This window comes from Flammeovirga sp. OC4 (assembly GCF_000812565.1).
Lineage (GTDB): Bacteria > Bacteroidota > Bacteroidia > Cytophagales > Flammeovirgaceae > Flammeovirga.
Map to the genome: position 1 here is coordinate 42,498 of NZ_JTAM01000070.1, position 19,633 is coordinate 62,130.

Consider the following 19,633-nt stretch of genomic DNA (forward strand, 5'->3'; position numbering starts at 1 on the left):
GTAAGGTAAACCTTACTTATTTATTTTCTTAAATTTCTCCTTTTTCAATTCATTTAACCTAAAAATAAATTGACTTAATTGATTAAATTTTATCGTACCATATAATTTGTAACCTTCTTTCTCTTGTACAGAGGAAAAATATTTTATTAATTCAATCGGGTATGATAATAATTCATGTCCTCCATTAGCATCATCCTCAAAGAATACAGTTTTGTAACTGTTAAATTTTTCATATTCTAATTTAGATAAATCAAAATTTAAAGCTTGTTCATCTACCATTGTAAATAACTCTTTTGCATCTTCTTTTAAGTTTGTAGCTCCATCTAATCTTTTATCTTTGAAAAAAGAATAAAGAAGTTTCACATCACCTAATATTCTATTTAATTCATTTTCATGGTTAAGAATATAAATGTTCTTTTGTGAATCATCAACGATTTTAAAACCTTTAGATTTTTTGTATTGAAGCCTAATTTTCTCAATATCATACTCTAAATTAGATTGCTTAATTAAACTTTGATAATAAGTTTCATAAATATCTTTTCCTTTATAATCATCATTAAGAAGGACATAATATTGAAAAGTACTAAACAAAGAAATAAAACAATAAAGTCGCTTAGTTCCATTTGATAATTCCTCAGTGAAAAGAACTAGTTCATGTGAAGGATAATGAGCTTCTATTAAATCTCTACTATACTCATATATCAAATCAAATCCACCATATGGGAAAAAAGGAGTTACATTATTTTGAGTAATAAATTCTGATGTGCCATCTGCATTTATCTTTAATGCATTACTTAAGTTTTCTCTAAAAATACCTTTTGAAAGGGCAAATTCAACAGCAATTTTCACAAAACCTGATTGAAAGATAGAATTGAAATCAATAATACCTTCAGAAAAATGTAAGGCTACCATTTCATCATCATCAATATCAGATTTTATCACAACATCAATATCAGAAATATCTACTCCTTGTTCTTTTAAATCATTAAGAGCCTTATTGCTATAATTTTCAGCTATCTTCTTTTTACCATAAATTACTAACTTATGATCGTTTTCATGGTATTTATAAGAAAGTTTAGGCGATATAGTATTTCTTTTTTTAGTAATATCAATTTTAGCATTAAAATCCTTATCCTCATAAAAATACCCTTTTAAATCCTTATCCTTATTACTAGCTCCGTGATCTTTTCTTACAAGGATATCCTTTAATTGCTCTGTAAATACAGAGAATAAATTACAGAATTTGTTGTCTATACTTTGACTTAACTCTCCCCCACAAGATGAACATAATATACCTTCAACTTTTAATTTACCATGAAGTCCATTTTGAATGATATGTTCTTTATGATCAAAACAAGGCTCATTATTAAATTGAGATTTATTTTCTTCATAATAAGATTCATCGACAAGTTCATTATTACATTTAAAACATCTTTTCATATTACTATTTATTTTTAATTATAATTTGTAATATAAATATAAAACATTAAAAAAAACAGACTCCCTTCCGAGAAGCCTGCCACTAACAATAAATCAATGATTAGTCAATATAAATATCTACTATTCTTTTCTTTTCCATTAACCGATAATATTCATCAGTAAAACCTCCTGATAGCGTTTCTTCTGTATCTTCTTCAAAAGTTTCCTCTAGTACTTCAGGTTGTTCTATTCCAGTATCTACTGTTTCTTCTTCGTTACTGAATTCCTCTTTTTGCTCCTTTGAGCACTTTATGAATAAATTTAACATTGTGATTAGTAATTAAATAATGATTGAACTTGAGAAATAAATTTGGGTGAGAAATTAAACCTTACCTCTTTTAAAAGTGTGCTTTCATCAAACTTTAGTAATCCTTTTTCGAAGTAGTCTGAAAGTTTCGTAGCAAGGATATACTCCTCTTTAAATGTTTTGAAAAGGGATGCTGTTGAAATTTCCTCCTTCCATTCCCATAAAAAATTATAGGCATCTAATAGTGTATTATACTTAAGAGCTTTGCCTTCAAATTCTAATACCTTTTCAAAAAAATCTGACAGTTCTTGTTGAAGTCTGATTTCCTGCTCTCTACTTTCTAATGTTTGATTCAAACGTTTCATCTCAAATCGACTTTCTTCTAATTCCTTTTGAGAATTTAATAAGTCATTTTGCACCTTAACCATTTTCTTTTTCATGGCTTTCGCTTTCTTATCCTTTTTCGACTTAGTCTTTTTCAAGCTTTCTAGATCTTGTTCAGGAAGAGTTGTTATTACCTCCTCGTTTGTAGAAAGTTTAGCCTCAATCGAAATATTCTCAGGCTGGATTACATGTTTTTTTGAACGGATAATATTACCTACCGATGAAAAGGAGATATCCATTATCTTGGCAATGTCTCGGTATGATTTACCATTTCGATGAAGCTCGATTACTTTTTCTTCTTTGATTGTTTTCATTCTAATTGTGAATTTTTAGGTTAATAATTAGGCTCATTTAAAGCCTCTTTCACTTGTTTGGGATTAAAACCAAGACCGCATAATTTGCGCATGTCTCTACACCCCAATTGAATTGCTTTTTTCAAAGCGATTATCTTCTGTTCTTGATGTGCATCTTGTGCACTACTTGTATCATTAGTTGATTGCACACCTTGATTTCCTTGTACAATCACTTGTTTTTCAAGGTTTTTATCCGTTTGCACACTGAGTACCTCATTAAATAATGAATGGAAACTGTGTTTTGAAGTAAAGGATGTATTGGTTATTATTTTTACTTCCTCTACTACTTTGTATTTGTAATACACTACATACCAATTGCTCCAAAATATGAGCAGATCATTGATTGTACAACACAACAAAATTACTATTATCGGAATCAATAAATCGTCTTGTTTGTGGGTGATAAAAGCATCAATCTTCTGAGAGTGTAATTTTTTATCTGTCTCCAATTGATCTAGCTTTTTTTGATAAAAAAGAATCTGCTGATTCTCTTCTGTCGTTAGCATTCCTCCCCATCTTTTTTTCCGATGTTGGTTCAATTCATCAATTTTTGTTTGATACTCCTGTGCTTTTGTGAATTGCACACTATCATAGCGGACTTCATTAAAAGTCTGTATTCTTTCCTGTTGTATATTTTGATTGGATTGATGGACAAACCACTCAAAGCCACCTCTTGTCGATAAGAATAGGCTACTCAAACCTATTGTCAAAACGATTATCCATAAAAGGAAGGATGATTCACCTCTGTACTTATTCTGAAATGACATCATCAGTACAAGTGATTTTATATATTCAACCAAAAAGATCAAAACCACCGCTATTGCACATGCTATAAGGGGTGTGCTAACCTGTGCAAATATATTTTTGATAAATTGCACACCCGTTAGCACACTGATTATTGGCAGTGCACACCGAAGAAACTGTGTTAATTGATAGATTGATTTGTTTTTCTCACCGTATGGACGTTGCCTAAACAGCCTTCCATAGTGCTCTGCCTTATTGATATATCTTGAGGTAGAGGCTTTGTCTTCTTCATAGAATTTATTTTCCATTGATGTCTGAATTTTGATAGATTGAAATAGAAAGTTGAGATAAATCGAACAGCATTGCTGATGTTGACCCAGAGTTGAACCTTGTGTTTTTTACTGTCCCAATAAATGCACGATCATGCTTCAAGTAATTCTCCATTGCTGATTTCTCTAAACCAGCATCACCTTGTGCTCTTAGATGTTGTTTGTACATGGGGTGAATTTGGTTTAAGCGGATATACAAAATATCTGCACCATCAGGAAAGTCAAGTGTGATTTGAGATTTACCACTAAATACTCTGACTTCTTTTTGCATTACGATCTTGTATTCAATGTTTGGATTAGCTTTTTGATGGCCAACCAAATATTCAAATGTGTCCCAGAATACGGTTGTTTCTTTGGTGTTTGAAATCATATTTGATTGTTGCTTGATTTGTGCAACTACTGTTTTAAAGATTTTTTCATACTCAATTGGAAAGGACAATTGATCATCTACAATTTTGTACACACCAAGCACAACAGACATATTATTGATCATTCGAGTATTAATTGATTCGCCTTTCAAAGCCTCATCCAATGCCCCTCTAACCTCCTCGTATGTATCTTGAAAATGTGTTTCTACTTTTTCACGACAGGACAAAAACTTAGTTAAAACCTCTGACAAACCTTCGTTTTCAATCTCTCGTAAACGATTGAGATTTGACCGATCTTCCTCTGAAAAATTAGTCTTGAAAAAGTCTAAGGTAATTGACCTCGTAAATAATGCGACATCGGCAGTAGGTAAATGCTGACCGCTTATCAAAACAGTTGAGTTGACGGCAGTCGTATTTATACTTTCATTGTTCTTATTTCCTCTAGAATGACCAATCCCATCATAAGCCCCTTTTAAAGATTGGATTCTTTTGGGTTCAATATCATTGGTGTATTCATCAAACCATGCAAGACCATTTTTAAACAATGACATGTTTCTGAAAAAGGAAACATTTGTACCTGAGTTTAACTGAAACCCATTATTTGCTTTTCCGAACAGGCTCATCATACTTAATCCCATTTGATTCTTCCCAGACCCTGGTTGTCCAAATAAAAATAAGATAGGAGTAAAATGAAGTTTTTTATAAGTAATATCTCTAAAAACAGACGCTATCAAAAAAGGAATAGCAATCATAGCTTTCTCTTTGTATACTCTATTAAAAGCTAACATCCATTCGTTAGGATTCACTTCGCTGTATTGATAACGAAAATCTTTCTCTACAGCATTTTCAAATTCCTCCTCAAAAAGTGGAGATTCAAAGGGAAGAATTACTTTATGTTCATTTGTCTTTACAATCCCTTCCTCATTTACAGGTTTAAACCCTTCTTTAACATTATAAGCTCCATTAGAAAAGAAAAATGAATCATACTTTTTGTTCCAACCTAATTGTGTCACTTTAGATACTAAAGGAACGTTATCGTACACTTTTCTTAAAACTTTATAAAGATCTGCTTTAGTACCTTCCATATGGAAATTTCCTAAAGCACTAAAACTAGCCGATAGTTCATTGGAATTAGAGAATGTTTTTGGAGCAACTGTCATTATCTCAGTTTGCCCTTCAACATTTACGATTTTGATTACCCTCAAAGGTGAATTAGGATCTCTTACCATAAACAACGGTTCTATTATAAAATTAGCAAACCGCTTTGCAGTTATTACTAGTATTTCGTCCTCTTTCTTTTTGTATGTTATGTATGTATTATTGTTATAATTAAAACATTCATAATTATAGATGTCACTTGATACATCTTTGACGTCACAACCTTTTAGCAAACGATATTCTATGTTATTCTGCCGTGAAGATTTGTCACTTTGTTCAATCATTATTACTTTTATTTAAGTAATGATTAAAAAGGTATCTGGAAATATTACTTTTAATCATTACGAGTTTGCAAATGGAGCAATGATATTTGGCGATATCATTGCTCTTTTTATTTTATAACTGACTTTCGAAAAACGTAAATACATATACTTCATTAAAGTGATTTCTGAATATTTTAAACAATTTGAATACATTGTTTAGGCAGTATGATTCCACCTCAAAATATTTTGATTTTTTTAAATTTTTCATGTATTACATTTTTTTATGTCTGCTTTTTAAAACAACATAACCTGATGCTGTTTTGCGATATGGTAGATTGTCCCCAAATTGATTTTCCCTTTATTTGCTCTTAAGCAATAAGAATAGGTTTTATCTACTTCTGCTGGCGAATAGTTCTCATAAAACTGACTAATTCTATGGAAGTACTCTCTACCAGATTCATTCAGCTCATTTGCTAACGCAAAGGCTATTTTTATCCAATCACTTCTCTCTGAAGTAATATCTTTTTTAGAAGACTCAATCTTATGAATTAAAGTCTCAATAGTAATATCACCTACGCTTCTAGGTGAACTTCGATATTGAAGAGGTGTTTTTTGAGTTTCTCTCTTAATAACTTTAGATTGAATTGCTGAGTCGTTCCTATAGATATTAGTATCGTAAGGTATAAACATTAATCTTGTTTTATCCTTACAGGATTGATCTGCTTTAATCTGATACATTTCATGATAATAATTAGCTAAAAATTCAAAAGATTCAGTATGCTTATTTCCATCAATAATGTTTATAACTTTTAAACCCTTCCCACTTGGGCTTACAAATGAAAGGAACGAATACTTATCTTCCTTTATTTGATGAAATTTATGATGAACATCTGAAACATGATCAAAATCTAGTTGAATTAAGTTTGAGTGTTGTTTAAATCCTTGTAGGTTACGTGAACTACAAGTGCCTGAGATCATTACACAAGGAAGCCGTCGCTTTATTTTGTTTAGTTCTTCCTTATTAGTAGCAGTTTTTGCTTTTAGACAATTTTGTCTGTGTTCCTCATCTATACCTTCTCTAATCAAAGTGAATAATTGATTGATATCTATTACTTTGCTAGCTGAAGTCTCATATAGTGTAGGAAAATATGCTATTTCCATATACTTCTACATTAGGTTAAAATACTGTTTAAATGATTCATAATTGATTAAAAATTTACTCTTAGTTAGTCCTTCATCTACCTTCTCTGCTTCTAAGTCTCCTTTGTGAATTAGGTTTCTGATTTTTGACTTGCTCACCTTAGCCATTTCACTTGCTTCTTTTACTGTCAAATAGTAGATCTTTTTCTCTATTTGTCGCCTTTGCCCAGAAGATTGATTCATTTTTAAAACAACTTGCTCAGCAATGCTTTCAATTAGTTTTTTTGAACTTTCATCTTGAATCAAAATATCTGATACCTCTAATTTAATTTTAACCATAAATTACTGGTTTACTTGTGTATAAAATGCTCATCAACTGATGAACTGACACTACAAACATAGAGGTACAACGCCTAAATGCAAAAAAGGCATGAAGCACTAAATTTCAATTGAAAATAATTAAAAAAAACTCAAAATATCGCACAATAACATACAACTAATTAATAATCAGTAACTTTGATATATTTACAAATAGGACAAATCAGGATGAAAAGAACCAAACAGGATGAATACGACAAAATAGGATGAAATGTAGGTGGAGTTCAACATTTATTATGGTAACTATGTATCCCAAATACCCTATCCAAAAATCAATAAAAATCAGCATTTAAAAAATTAACATACATTAACTTACAAATATCAATAGCTGAATTTTTTCATGATTTCTTCCTTTCTTTTAGGCATGAGCTTCGCATATTTCATCGTTGAAGAAATACTTTCGTGACCTAAAATCTCTTGCACCTCTTTTAAAGTTGCTCCTCTAGATATTAAAATCGAAGCAAGTGTATGTCTTGCAGTATGTGTTGTTACATTTTTATCTATCCCTGCGATTTTCATAATTTCTTTTAAATAGTCATTCATTTTTTGATTGGAGATTAATTCACAATCTCTTAGGAAATATTCCTTCGCATGATCTGGGAAGTATAACATTACAGCATCTTTTGTTTTTGTTTGTTTCATAAGGTGATTATATATTTTATTCTCTAGCTTGTTTACATTTTCATAATCACTATAACGTATTCCCAAATACAGTGCACGAAGAAAGAGTGTAAGTACATTCATTAATCTTCTTGGTAGTTTACCTTCCCTAAATAGTTCTTCAAGCTTTCTTACCTCCTCAGGTAGGAGATATTCTTTGATCACCTCAGGTTGTCTGATTGGAAAATCTTTGAATGGATTATTATGAACTATACCTTGTTTTTTTGCTCTAGTCAAAAACTCTTTGATTGTCCTTAATTTGATATAGCTTGTCGTCTCACTATTCTTCAAGTAGTTTATACACCATGCAAAATAGCTATGCAATAAATCAAGGTTCATTTCTTTAAAAGTGATTTTCCCTTGATGGTGCATATCAATATACTTTCTAAAAGCATTTAACCTACTTTGCTGCCCTTTTACTGTTCTATCACTTACACCCTTGGCATATTTTTTAAAGTCTTCATTAATAAAGTCAATAAAGCTATCATCATCAAACCCTCTAAGTTGCTTATTTAGATTCTCAAAAGTCATGGCTTTACCTTTCAACTCCAGTTCAGTAATAGCTTCCTCAATTCTGATTCTCTCATTCTTAATTTTACGATTAAGTACTTTTGGAGAAATAGAAGTGGGATAGTGATTATCTTTCCTATTTCTCATCACGGGTATTTCCAAACTATCTTTTTTCCACCATGTTGTAGGGACATAAATATTAGTCGTGATACGATGATACTTTTTCTCAAGGATCAATCTAAAATAAACACGTGATAAACCATCCTTTCTTTCTTTTCCTAGTTCTGATTTTACATAAATCATTACATCAATTTTTATTAAACAATTATTGTATGATGCAATACTAGGGCTATTTCAACAGGCTACATAAAACAACCCATTTTACGTTTTTTAGAAGTTTTTTGCGTATACGGATGTTTAAAATGCGTGAAATATTTAGTATTTATTTTATTGGGTAAATAATCAGTAATTGGAAACAGGACAAAAAAAATCGTCACAATTTTTTGATAAATTTGTGACGAAAATGAATAAAACTACTTTCATACTAATTCCAAAATCGTAAAATAAGGAAACCACATCTCTGCATTCACAATTTTTGCTACATATACCACCTACTTTGCAGATTTTAGAGCTTAAGATATTTAATGAAATTGGCAGGTAATAACATAAAGTCAATAATAATATGTTATTGTAGTAAAGATGGATAAGTTAGAATGTATGATGAATATATTACGAACACTAAGTTTTGTACTTTATCTATCATTGAAGTACTTTGTCCCCCAAGCTGGGGGACTAATTTAATTTTTAACCTTATACTCATTATATCTCAATAAAAAAATGAAAGCAACTCAACCTATAAAAGTCTCTTTAGGAGAGATCCTAAAAGAAGAGTTTATCACTCCTTTAGATATAACTATTGATCAATTATCTAGAGATACTAATATTTCAATATCCATATTGGAAGCTCTACTAAATAATCAAGCTAAAATGGATAAAGAAATAAGCTCAAAATTATCTGAGTATTTTGGAATGAGTGATCTATTCTTCTATAATCTTCAAGATGATATTGATTCTAAAGTACAACTTTGAATCATCACCAATGAATTTCATTAATTCTTTTTGGTTATTATTTCGGTCAAAGTGTTAATGACTACTGCAAAAAGTTTGTCTTTACTTCTGATGGGTTTCATACTTTTTCAAAAATATTAATGATGCTTGTGTATATATTTTATGTTTGGAAAAAGGAAGCCTATCATTTTCAAACCTCCTCAATTCAAAACTTCAACTCCTCCAATCCAATCAAAAAACCACTTCCTACACTATCATACATCATTTTTCTACTTTCTCTTCTATATATCTTCTTTATATTACTTTAAATAGATATATAATTAAATAATAAGATAGTTGTAGGACTGTAGGAACGTAGGATCACAAAAGTATAAATAAAAATTTGTGTCAATGAAGGGCAAAATACCTTCAAAAAATTGCGACAGATTTGCGACAGAACTATTGTTAAAATGGGTGAAATTGGGTCATTTTGGGCTTTAACAAAAAAATGCAAACCGCCCTAACGATACCGTTTACGCAGTTTGCATTTTTTCTAAGCATATTAAATACATACCTAGTAGCCCCACCGGGAATCGAACCCAGATCTTAAGCGCCGGAAGCTTACGTACTAATCCGTTGTACTATGGAGCCATTTTTTTGTTTTGTGCGAATATACGACCTTGAGCAGACTCAAACAATAGGATAATTTTCAAATTCAAGGTAAAATGATGTATTTTGTATGAGGTATTTCTTTCTTTTGATCAATCTAAACGCTGAATTAACTCGTTTTCAATGAGATTCTCTCTTAAACTATATATTTATCTAATTCCTGTTTTTTTATTGCTTTCTAATGAAGCTTTTTCTCAATGGATGAAAGCGCAGGTAAATCATGACGTATTTATGCGTGATAGTCATGGACCTAATGGGCATGTGATGATGACCTTAAAAAACGGGAGAAACTTATTGGCACTTCCTATTGATAGTAACGAGTCTTATATACGTGTTTGGGATTATCAGACGGGAAAGCGGGGCTTTGTGTATAAAAAATACCTGACCTTGTATGAGATTCTGCCTAGGGTAGAGTTGAAAGAGCTTTCCAATCATGGTACGCTGAAACGTGGGGGGACGACCTTGCACTTGGAAAATCAGTTTAAGAAGGATATTAATTTTGAATTGGATCAGATTCCGTATCAGTTACAGCCTTATGAGGAAATCACTTTGAGGATTCGTGAGGGGGAACATGGTATTTGGATCAGCCGGGATGGTGCGTTTCCTTTTTGGGGAAGTTTGACGCTGGCCGACAGTGCGGAATATGTGCTAAAAATCAATGAAACGGAAGAGGTTTTGGTAAGTGAACTGTATCCTATTTTATCGCATCAGGATACAGTGCTGACGGAGTATTATTCTGTAGACACGGTAAATGTCACTCCTAAAGTGAGGGTGGATACGGCGAGGATTGTCAACAATAAACACCCTCAGGATTTGGAGGAATCGAAATCCAAAATCGGAATCAGAGGATATGTAAAATTAAATGCTATTTATGATTTCAATGGGCTTTCGGATGTGGACCGTTTTGTGCCGGTTGAAATTCCTGTTGGTGATGAGCGAAATACCATCGACAGAGGTTTTTATATGGGGGCTAGGCAGTCACGTTTGGCGTTTTATTCTAATATCAAAGCGAAAACGGGCTATTTGAAAATCTATATTGAAGCGGATTTTGCGGGAGGAAGTACTATTCAGATGCTCTTCCGATTGAGGCAGGCTTATGCGGAATACGGTTTTCTTACCATCGGACAAACATGGACCACTTTCGCCAACCTTGAAGCAATTCCTTTGACGGTAGATAGAGAAGGACCGAACAGTTCTATTGCCATTCGTCAGGGGATGGTCCGTTGGGAAAAGAAAGTGGGATATACAGACAATGAATTTGGAGTGGCAATTGAAACGCCCACTACTGCTTTTTCGGACTCCATTGCTGTAGATCAACGACAGAAATATCCTGATATCAGTTCCCGTTATAAGGTCAAATATGACAAAGGGCAGGTACAACTTTCTGGTCTGTTCAGAATCATTTCCCATACAGATATCAATACCAATCATGTTACCAACACGGCCGGTTATGGCATTATGGTGAGTGGTAAACAGTACATCGAAAACAAAGACAATATCCTGTATTTTCAAGCGGTATATGGAAAAGGCATCAGCAGATATGTTAGAGCATTTCGAAACTATTCTATGGACGCTTTTGTGAATCCTGCCGATAACAGCGTTTTTATTCCTCAAACGTCCGGTGGATACCTTTCATTTGAACACCATTGGTCGGAAAAGCTTTTCAGTAACATTACGGGTGGTGTAACTTGGTTGGAAAATGCGGAATGGCAAGCGGAAGATAGCTATAAAAGTAGTTACTACGGCAGTATCAATAGTTTTTGGTTCGCCTTCGATCGTATGCAATTAGGGGTTGGATATATTTATGGAATCCGAAGAAATAAAAACGATGAGCGAGGCTACGCTTCTCGGTTCCAAATGTACATTAGATACGATATTTAATGATGATCATGAAGCAGTTTTCATCCCCTACATATCGTCTTTTCATCACTCTTTTAATGGTTTTCATCCATCAAAATACCTTCGGGCAATGGATGCGTTCTACTGTTGAGTATTCTACACATCTCCGTGATCATCGTTCCATCAACAGCCCTGCCTTGATGCGTTTGGAAAAAGGAAGAGATATTTTAGCCCTGCCCTTGCACGAGGAAAGTCAATTTGTAAAAGTGTGGGATTATCAAACTGGAAAAAGAGGTTTTGTATTAAGCAAAGAGCTAGTGTACATTGATACTCTCGCCAAGGCCGACTTATTTGTTCCCAACTTCCAAGGACAGATTCATAGAAAAGAAGCATTGCTTCATATTGAAAATATTGAAGAATATTCCATCATTGTAGAGATAGATCAATACCCTTATGAGATTGCTCCTTACAAAGAAATCAAATTGGCTTTACCCGAAGGACAACATGGCATTTGGGCTTACAGAGATGGTGCATTGCCATTTTGGGGTGATATCGAATTAAAAGACAGTTCTGAGTATATCATCCAAATCAAAACAACGGAAGATGAAGATGTGATCATGGCGGATATTCAACCCGTAGAGCATGTGGTAGATACCGTAATTGTGGAAAATCGCTATGAAAAGACATTGACTTTCCTTCCAAAAATAAAGATTGATACCACCAAAATTGTAGACAATAAACACCCTCAGGATCTTGAAATGGCTCAAACCCCTTTTGACATTCGAGGCTACGTCAAACTCAATGGTTTATATGATTTCCATGGTCTGGCTAGAACAGGCGGTTTTCCACCCTACGACATTCCAGTGGGTGAAGATAATATTCTGAATCCCGGTTTTTACTTAAGTGCCCGTCAATCAAGATTGGGTATTTCTTCCAATATTCTCACGGACCAAGGCTATATCAAACTTTTTATTGAACTTGATTTTGTTGGTGGAGGAAATGCATTGGATTACGTTCGACTGAGGCATGCTTATGTCCAATACGGCTACCTCACCGTTGGGCAAACCTGGACCACTTTCACGGACCTCTACTCTACCCCATTGACAGTTGATAATGAAGGTCCCAGCAGTTCGTCTTCCACCAGACAAGGTGTAATTCGATACGAAAAGAAAGTAGGTAAAAGTGACAATGAGTTTGCAATAAGTTTAGAAACACCTACCCGCAATTTCTCTGATACAATTGCCATTGACCAAAGGCAATTATGGCCCGATGTTGCCTCTCGATATAAAATCACATTACCTAGAGGTCAGATTCAAGCGGCAGGGCTTTTCAGAGTATTATCACAACACAACCCCGATGATCAAGTGATTTCTAAAATCGGTTATGGGTTGATGATTTCGGGTAAAAATTCTTTCAAGGATAAACATAAGATCTACTATCAGATCATTGGAGGCCGTGGTGTCACCCGATACATTTCAGCTTTCTCTTCTTATAATCTTGATGCAGTAGCAAGCCCTACCAATGATATTTATGTACCGTTTTCTGCTGGCGGTTATTTCACCTACGAATATTATTTTAAACCTAATTTATTCCTCAACTTCGTTAATGGCGTCTCTTGGATCGACAATGCTGAGTGGCAACCCGATCATACTTTTGAGAAAAGTTATTACACCAGTGCCAACCTCTTTTGGTTTCCTTTTGACCGTTGCAGAACGGGATTAAGTATTGTTCAAGGAGAAAGATTCAATAAAGATGGGCAAAGAGGCAGTGCTTGGAGATTTCAGATGTATATTCGTTATGATATTTAATGCATGCTCTTCATGTATAAGAGTTCTGATGGATGCTATAATTTTGTTAGAAATCAGGAGATTTCTAGTGATCTTTTAGGCACGAATGACGCTGTCGCTTAACATCCGCGCCAGTGGTTCTGATTTCCTCTTCCTAGCGCAAATGTTAAGCAGAGCGTCGTTTGTGCTTTAGTGATGAAAAGAAGTCTCTGACTTCTAGTAAAACATTTCTACATTAGTGTTAAAATTAGTTGAATGAAAGCATGATGAAAATCAAAACCACTTTTACCGGTCTCTTTGGAGTAATCATTTTATCCCTCCTTTTCCTTTCACTGCTTTTTCTCGCTTTATTAAGCAACAGAAAAGAGTTTGGTAAAATGCAGTTCAATCGTCATGAAAGTATTATCGTCAAAAATGAGATTGAAGACAGTAGCCGGGAACTGCATCAACTGTTGTTGCATTACATTACAAGTGAAGATGAAAAATACCACCAAGAGTATAACAAGCTAAAAAACGACATTCAATTCATCAGCATTGATACATTACGATTGGATCAAACGGAAGAACAAAAGATCAAGAAAGGGCTTCAAATGTTAGACCTTCAACTCGAAAAAGAAGCACAAATCCTCCAGCATTATCAGCAAAACAATCGTGATTCAGCTTTTCAATATTTATATCAAGAAAGTTATTTGCAACTGATCACTACACTTCATCGAGAGTTGGATCAGTTTGAAAGTGATATGATACGAAAAACCCAGAATGTTTGGGAGTTGAACCGAGCAGAAGGCTTCCAATATTTTTATTCCTCCCTTACATTTTTGTTGTTCATTCTGGTCTTTTCGTGCATCTCATTTTATCTGATTCGAAAAAGATTACAGCGACAAGAAGTCATTGATTTTCGTTTTAAAGAAAGCGTTGAGGATCTCAAAAAAGTCAAACAGGAACTAGAGAAAAGTGATGAGCGTTTCACATTGGCCGTGGAAGGCACTGGTCTTTTGATATGGGATTTTGATACACAAACCAAAACCATCAATTGGTTTCCCAAAGGCTGTAGCTTGTTTGATTATCCTTATGAGGAGATCATTCCAACGTTAGATTTTCTTAGAGAACATATACATAAAGATGATCTGGAGATTTTACAAAAACAGATCGAACATCATAAAGCCACAAGAGAGAAAATCTATTTTGATGCCCGTTTTTATACGAAAGATAAAACACTGAGATGGTACAGATGTCACGGTGCTCCCGTGTATCAGCAAGGGGAACTCGCACGCATTGTCGGTACTTTTAATGATATCACCGAACAACTCCATCAGGATGAAAAAATAGTGGATGCTATTCTCGAAACGGAAGATAAAGAAAGGAGTCGTATCTCTCGTGAGATTCACGACAATCTGCAACAAACCATGTCAACGGCCATTCTCAACCTTGAAAAGGTAAGAGCAGAAGCGGTGATTACGAATGATGAAGAAGAGAAGCATTTTAATATTGCCTACAGTTATCTCAAAAAAGCCATTCAAGAAAGCCGAACTTTGGCGCACAACTTAATGCCGAAAGTAGTTAGTGCTAACGGTTTGGTATCGGCAATTCAAGCTTTAATTTCTGCTTTGCAAGGTACCACCTCTACGGAAATTCATTTTTATGAAAATTTAGGGGAAGAAAGAGTGAAACTTTCTGTAGAGATGACGTTGTATAGAATTGTACAGGAAAGTATCAATAATATGATCAAACATGCCGAAGCTTCTCAATGCACCATACAGTTGTTGAAGCATCCGGATATGATTGTATTGACGATTGAAGATGACGGAGTGGGGTTTGATTTGAATACAAAAGTAGATGCTTTTGGGCTCAATAGTATGAAAACAAGGGCCAATGCTATTGGTGCCTATTTCCAGATCTCATCACAAAAAACGAAAGGAACAGAAATCATTTTTGAACTTGGAATATAATATGAATACACCTATCAAATTAATATTGGTGGATGATCACATCATGATCAGAGAGGGATTGAAATCGTTCTTGCATCAAGACCAATTTCTAATTGTAGGAGAAGCTAACAACGGTCAGGAGGCATTAGAACTTCTGAAACAAAACGAGGTCAATGTAGTGGTAACGGATATTATGATGCCCGAAATGGACGGCATTGAATTATCGAAAGCTATCACAAAAGAATATCCTGAAGTGCAGATACTCGCTCTCACTATGATGAATGAGAATTACAACATCAAGAAAATGCTAAGTGCAGGTGCGAAGGGTTATGTGTTGAAAGACTGTACGCAGGATGATTTGAGAAATGCTATCAAAACTGTTGCTCAAGGGAAATCTTTTTATTCATCTGAAGTCACCAATATCATTATGGAAGGGCTGTCTAGTGTTCCTTCTTCTAAAAAAAGAGTGTCTTCTGAAATCCCATTAACAGGAAGAGAAAAAGAAATACTGCATTTAATCTGCAAAGAATATTCTAATCAAGAAATCGCCGATGAGCTCTTCATTTCTACTAGAACAGTGGAAACTCACAAGAGAAATCTTTTGGAGAAAACAGGAGTAAAAAACGTAGCTGGATTAGTTTTATACGCTATTGAGCGAAAGCTTTTTGATGATTTGTAAAAAAGAAAGTGAGTTTTTCGAGCACCATAGTTAAAACTGAAGAAGATAAACAAACCTTTCCAAAACTGAAGTCTTGAAGGTTCAAAGCGGAAACATCACTTTAGTGTTGTTGGAGCCAATATCATCTGCCGTGACTTCAGTCATGGTGCACGATAGAGCTACAATTTTTAAATCTAAGGGAAACACGCAAAAATCTAAACTCCGGTTTATACAGACCTATGCCTCAGTACTGTACTCTACCTTTGTAATATCAAAAATGAAAAAATCGGTTTTAAATATTACAAACAATACAAATAGTACAGACATGAAAAAGTTCAAATTATTCGTTTTAGTGATCTCATTGTTTAGCCTTTCAACAATCACATCTTGTAATAACCAAGATGAGGAATTAGGACCAATCACACCGGAGCATCCGATCGTTGATCCTATTCCTACTCCATTCTCAGAATAAATTATAAGGATAGAAAATGAAATGAAGCCTTCATTACAATTGTAGTGAGGGCTTTTCTGCGTTTAGATTTATCCAAACAAAAAAGAGAAGTAATTTACCACTGGCGCGAATGTTAAGCGAAAGCGACATTCGTGCCCTTCAGATCATCAGAAATCTCCCGATTTCTAAATATCACGAACATTGAAAACATAGTTTACAACACTCTAAGGGAAACACGCAAAAATCACTTATACCGAAATTACAGATCTAACTCTTCCATCCCCACTCTACCTTTGTAGCAACAATAAAGAAAAAAGCAGTAATTGAAAACAGTAACTTAATGGTTTTAGTAAGCGAAATCTTCAAGATGCTAAACTTATAAACCGTTTAGGCCTGAGTGGTATTACTCGATTCCCATCAACACACAGGTTCTAGACATCATAATTAATTGGTTTAAGCCTTCCCTACCTCTGTAGAGAAGGCTTTTTTTTAAACTTCAAATCAACTGTGTGATTCACGTAGATTTCTAAACTCCTGTTTTCCCTCTCAATTCTCCACTCCATACACTTTAGTTTTGTATCACAATCAATCAGAAAGAATTATGAAAAAATATCTATTTCTTGTCTTGCTTTTCGCTTTAAGTGAAATGACTTATGCGGACAAAAAGCCAAACATTATCATGATCATGACAGACGATGTGGCACCACAAGATTTGTCGATCTATCATAGAGGATTAGGAGCCGTAAATACTCCAAACATAGATAAGATTGGTAACGATGGAATGATGCTAACCGATTATTACGCACAACAAAGTTGTACAGCAGGAAGGTCTTCTTTTCTTACGGGTCAGTACCCGATCAGAACAGGACTGACTTCTGTTGGACAACCAGGTTCAAAACTAGGACTTAATGCAAAAGATGTAACACTAGGAGAACTATTACAAGATCAAGGGTATGCGACGGCACACTTTGGTAAAAGTCACTTGGGTGACCGAAACGAACATTTACCAACCGTTCACGGATTCGATGAGTTTTATGGTTTCTTATATCATCTAAATATGATGGATATGCCAGAACAGCCTGAGTTTCCTGATGACCCCAACTTTGTTGGACGACCACGTAATGTGATCTACAGTAAAGCCACTACTACGGATGATCCTACCGTAGATCCTCGTTGGGGAAAAGTAGGTAAACAAGTCATTGAAGACCGAGGTGAACTGGGCAAACTCAGACAAGAAACATTTGATGACGAGGTATTGGAATATTCTCAAAAATGGTTGAAAGAAAAGAAAAAAGCAGAGGAAGACTTTTTCTTATTTTTCAATCCATCAAGAATGCATCAAGAGATCTATGTAAGCGAAAAGTGGAGTGGAAAAAGCGGACATAGCACCTACGCAGATGGTCTTTTACACCTTGACTATCTAGTAGGTGAACTCCTGAAAACATTGGATGAAATTGGTGAAGCAGACAATACAATTGTGATGTTTACTTCTGACAATGGGGTCAACCTTGCACACTGGCCTAGTGGGGGTACAGCTTCTTTCAGAGGCGAAAAAGGAACTACTTGGGACGGTGGTTTCAGAGTACCAATGTTAGTAAAATGGCCTAAAAATATTCCTGCAGGAACTTGGAGTGGTGAATTATTTACAGCAGAAGACTGGGTGCCTACTTTGATGGCTATGATTGGTGAAGATAACGTCAAAGAAGAACTCTTAGAAGGTAAAGAGGTCAACGGAACGGAGTTCAAGGTACATATTGATGGTTATAATCAAATGGATGTCCTTACTCAAAACGGAAAATCGAAAAGACGAGAGTTTTTCTTCTATGCAGAAAACGAACTGCAAGCCATACGTGTAGACCAATGGAAAATCTACTTGGCCGTAAAAGACGAATGGCTGAAAGACTCTGAAAAATTACCAGGAGGTATGATTGTCAACTTAAAGTTAGATCCTTATGAAAGATCTATTGATACTCCAGGGCATTTCTTATGGATGAAAGAGAAATCGTGGGTATTACCAACAATTGCTCCTCCATTAAAAGCTTTTGCAGAAAGTATGAAAGCTTTCCCTCCAAGGCAGAAAGGAACAGGTATTGGAGCAGCCGCTCTCTTAAACCAACTCAATAATAAATAAGGATTAAGAAGCTTGAATACTTTGCCAACCCTATGGTGCATAGTAGATATAAAAGAAAAAAGGATGTCAATATAGACATCAACTTAGTTTAGGGTTAAAACCGATGTAAATGAAGTAAGCCGAGTGTATTTTATACTTGGCTTACTAAAGTTTTACCTCAAAACGTTCCATCATTCTTTTGATATTACTGTCTGGTACATTATGAATTGATTTGCTTCCATGTCTATTTTCAACAATCAAAGAAGAAACTTGATAACCGTATTTTTCGGCCATAACAAAGTAGTTCTTCATTTCATCCTCTGTTGTAAATGTATTGGAAACTACGATCAGTTCTTGGCTTCTTGACATACAGAGTTTCACCATTTCTTCACACTGTTTATGGGCAAAAGGAAGATTTCTAGGATCAAATTGATATTCTCCATTTTCATTTACCATAAAATCATCCGCCTCAATTGACCCTCCCATTGCCTGAGCAACTGTTGTCTTTCCTGCACCTGGTAAACCTCTTAGTAATATCAGCTTCTTCATTTGTTAACAAAAATAAATAATAAGTTCTATTCACTTTTTAAAGATAAGCAGTAACTTTAGAGAAACTAAGTATCAAATCAAAATTACTTTACACCATCTCTTGTTATTGTTTTTCGAATTTTTACCTCAAAAAACTCTAAAGTCATAATTTAATTTTGACCTAGTACTTTAAATTTTTAATAACTTCTTCCGAAAAACTAATGGTACGCCTTCAACATATTACTTTTAATAAATTAAGCTTAATTCAAAAAGCGGAAATCGTGCAATACTTTTCAGACTTCCTTACGTCAATGTATAAGATGGATAAGAAATTTGAACTTTATAATTATGATGGTGCCTATATCCAAGTAAATTATAAAGATGGGAATAGTATGGAAAATGAAATTGAGTCAATTTATGAAATCGACAAGATCTCACAGTATTGCCCCGCCATCGATTGGAAAAAAATATTGAAATAAAAGGCTTAAAAGTATCTGCTATACTCTTAAGCCTTTTTTATACTATATGCTCTACTTTCTACCTCGACTACATAAATGCTATCTTCCTACAAGATTTTATAGGATCTACTTTCAAGCTTCTTTC

At 34.3% G+C, this 19,633-nt stretch carries 17 protein-coding genes and 1 tRNA gene; 8 read left to right on the plus strand and 10 right to left on the minus strand.

The window, feature by feature from the left end:
- Positions 1–12: 12 nt before the first annotated feature.
- From PL77_RS24450 to PL77_RS24485, 8 genes are all read right to left on the minus strand, one after another.
- Positions 13–1,440 carry a hypothetical protein gene (locus PL77_RS24450; RefSeq protein WP_044211281.1) on the minus strand — a complete coding sequence of 476 codons (1,428 nt, stop codon included), beginning with the start codon at positions 1,438–1,440 and terminating at the stop codon, positions 13–15.
- Positions 1,441–1,540: 100 nt separating this feature from the next.
- The gene (locus PL77_RS24455; RefSeq protein WP_044211283.1) at positions 1,541–1,747 is read right to left on the minus strand and encodes a hypothetical protein; all 207 of its coding nucleotides are present in this window, start codon (positions 1,745–1,747) and stop codon (positions 1,541–1,543) included.
- 5 nt (positions 1,748–1,752) lie between these two features.
- Positions 1,753–2,424, minus strand: a complete 672-nt coding sequence (locus tag PL77_RS24460; protein ID WP_044211286.1) for a helix-turn-helix domain-containing protein — start codon at positions 2,422–2,424, stop codon at positions 1,753–1,755.
- Positions 2,425–2,444: 20 nt separating this feature from the next.
- Positions 2,445–3,515: a hypothetical protein gene (locus PL77_RS24465; protein ID WP_044211287.1), complete on the minus strand. Its 1,071-nt coding sequence runs from the start codon at positions 3,513–3,515 to the stop codon at positions 2,445–2,447.
- Complete coding sequence (locus PL77_RS24470; RefSeq protein ID WP_156152521.1) at positions 3,505–5,346, minus strand: DUF927 domain-containing protein; 1,842 nt, start codon at positions 5,344–5,346, stop codon at positions 3,505–3,507. The genes PL77_RS24465 and PL77_RS24470 overlap by 11 nt, the downstream gene beginning before the upstream one ends.
- A 273-nt stretch (positions 5,347–5,619) precedes the next feature.
- Positions 5,620–6,486, minus strand: a complete 867-nt coding sequence (locus PL77_RS31005; protein ID WP_052444695.1) for a BT4734/BF3469 family protein — start codon at positions 6,484–6,486, stop codon at positions 5,620–5,622.
- 6 nt (positions 6,487–6,492) lie between these two features.
- A complete protein-coding gene (locus PL77_RS24480; protein WP_044211291.1) occupies positions 6,493–6,804 on the minus strand; it encodes an excisionase family DNA-binding protein in 312 nt (103 codons plus the stop codon).
- A gap of 360 nt (positions 6,805–7,164) precedes the next feature.
- Positions 7,165–8,316, minus strand: a complete 1,152-nt coding sequence (locus tag PL77_RS24485) for a site-specific integrase (RefSeq protein ID WP_044211293.1) — start codon at positions 8,314–8,316, stop codon at positions 7,165–7,167.
- 534 nt (positions 8,317–8,850) lie between these two features.
- Between PL77_RS24485 and PL77_RS24490 the strand changes: the two genes are divergently transcribed.
- Entirely contained in the window at positions 8,851–9,102 is a 252-nt protein-coding gene (locus PL77_RS24490) for a HigA family addiction module antitoxin (protein ID WP_044211295.1), read from the plus strand.
- Between the two features lie 536 nt (positions 9,103–9,638).
- Here the strand turns inward: PL77_RS24490 and PL77_RS24495 are convergent.
- A tRNA-Arg gene (locus PL77_RS24495) sits at positions 9,639–9,711 on the minus strand.
- A gap of 141 nt (positions 9,712–9,852) precedes the next feature.
- On the opposite strand from PL77_RS24495, the gene PL77_RS24500 reads away from it, so the two are divergent.
- From PL77_RS24500 to PL77_RS24525, 6 genes are all read left to right on the plus strand, one after another.
- Positions 9,853–11,610 (plus strand): DcaP family trimeric outer membrane transporter, encoded by a 1,758-nt coding sequence (locus PL77_RS24500; RefSeq protein WP_044211298.1) that lies wholly within the window; start codon positions 9,853–9,855, stop codon positions 11,608–11,610.
- An 8-nt stretch (positions 11,611–11,618) separates the two neighbouring features.
- Positions 11,619–13,376, plus strand: a complete 1,758-nt coding sequence (locus PL77_RS24505) for a DcaP family trimeric outer membrane transporter (RefSeq protein ID WP_156152522.1) — start codon at positions 11,619–11,621, stop codon at positions 13,374–13,376.
- 242 nt (positions 13,377–13,618) lie between these two features.
- Positions 13,619–15,304, plus strand: coding sequence for a PAS domain-containing protein (locus PL77_RS24510; protein WP_044211303.1), 1,686 nt, complete (start codon positions 13,619–13,621; stop codon positions 15,302–15,304).
- Between the two features lies 1 nt (position 15,305).
- Positions 15,306–15,962, plus strand: coding sequence for a response regulator transcription factor (locus tag PL77_RS24515; RefSeq protein ID WP_044211306.1), 657 nt, complete (start codon positions 15,306–15,308; stop codon positions 15,960–15,962).
- 256 nt (positions 15,963–16,218) lie between these two features.
- Positions 16,219–16,413, plus strand: a complete 195-nt coding sequence (locus tag PL77_RS24520) for a hypothetical protein (protein WP_044211307.1) — start codon at positions 16,219–16,221, stop codon at positions 16,411–16,413.
- Between the two features lie 580 nt (positions 16,414–16,993).
- Positions 16,994–18,523 carry an arylsulfatase gene (locus tag PL77_RS24525; protein WP_044211310.1) on the plus strand — a complete coding sequence of 510 codons (1,530 nt, stop codon included), beginning with the start codon at positions 16,994–16,996 and terminating at the stop codon, positions 18,521–18,523.
- A gap of 144 nt (positions 18,524–18,667) precedes the next feature.
- On the opposite strand, the gene PL77_RS24530 is transcribed toward PL77_RS24525, so the two are convergent.
- Positions 18,668–19,051 (minus strand): AAA family ATPase, encoded by a 384-nt coding sequence (locus PL77_RS24530; protein WP_044211315.1) that lies wholly within the window; start codon positions 19,049–19,051, stop codon positions 18,668–18,670.
- 299 nt (positions 19,052–19,350) lie between these two features.
- Here PL77_RS24530 and PL77_RS31890 point away from each other — a divergent pair, with 299 nt between their 5' ends.
- Positions 19,351–19,509: a hypothetical protein gene (locus tag PL77_RS31890; RefSeq protein ID WP_156152523.1), complete on the plus strand. Its 159-nt coding sequence runs from the start codon at positions 19,351–19,353 to the stop codon at positions 19,507–19,509.
- Positions 19,510–19,633 lie beyond the last annotated feature (124 nt).

Coding starts and splice junctions, on each gene's coding strand:
- PL77_RS24450 (WP_044211281.1), bottom strand. CDS start 1,440: ATGAAAAGATGTTTTAAATGTAATAATGAACTTGTCGATGAATCTTAT.
- PL77_RS24455 (WP_044211283.1), bottom strand. CDS start 1,747: ATGTTAAATTTATTCATAAAGTGCTCAAAGGAGCAAAAAGAGGAATTC.
- PL77_RS24460 (WP_044211286.1), bottom strand. CDS start 2,424: ATGAAAACAATCAAAGAAGAAAAAGTAATCGAGCTTCATCGAAATGGT.
- PL77_RS24465 (WP_044211287.1), bottom strand. CDS start 3,515: ATGGAAAATAAATTCTATGAAGAAGACAAAGCCTCTACCTCAAGATAT.
- PL77_RS24470 (WP_156152521.1), bottom strand. CDS start 5,346: ATGATTGAACAAAGTGACAAATCTTCACGGCAGAATAACATAGAATAT.
- PL77_RS31005 (WP_052444695.1), bottom strand. CDS start 6,486: ATGGAAATAGCATATTTTCCTACACTATATGAGACTTCAGCTAGCAAA.
- PL77_RS24480 (WP_044211291.1), bottom strand. CDS start 6,804: ATGGTTAAAATTAAATTAGAGGTATCAGATATTTTGATTCAAGATGAA.
- PL77_RS24485 (WP_044211293.1), bottom strand. CDS start 8,316: ATGATTTATGTAAAATCAGAACTAGGAAAAGAAAGAAAGGATGGTTTA.
- PL77_RS24490 (WP_044211295.1), top strand. CDS start 8,851: ATGAAAGCAACTCAACCTATAAAAGTCTCTTTAGGAGAGATCCTAAAA.
- PL77_RS24500 (WP_044211298.1), top strand. CDS start 9,853: ATGAGATTCTCTCTTAAACTATATATTTATCTAATTCCTGTTTTTTTA.
- PL77_RS24505 (WP_156152522.1), top strand. CDS start 11,619: ATGAAGCAGTTTTCATCCCCTACATATCGTCTTTTCATCACTCTTTTA.
- PL77_RS24510 (WP_044211303.1), top strand. CDS start 13,619: ATGATGAAAATCAAAACCACTTTTACCGGTCTCTTTGGAGTAATCATT.
- PL77_RS24515 (WP_044211306.1), top strand. CDS start 15,306: ATGAATACACCTATCAAATTAATATTGGTGGATGATCACATCATGATC.
- PL77_RS24520 (WP_044211307.1), top strand. CDS start 16,219: ATGAAAAAATCGGTTTTAAATATTACAAACAATACAAATAGTACAGAC.
- PL77_RS24525 (WP_044211310.1), top strand. CDS start 16,994: ATGAAAAAATATCTATTTCTTGTCTTGCTTTTCGCTTTAAGTGAAATG.
- PL77_RS24530 (WP_044211315.1), bottom strand. CDS start 19,051: ATGAAGAAGCTGATATTACTAAGAGGTTTACCAGGTGCAGGAAAGACA.
- PL77_RS31890 (WP_156152523.1), top strand. CDS start 19,351: ATGGATAAGAAATTTGAACTTTATAATTATGATGGTGCCTATATCCAA.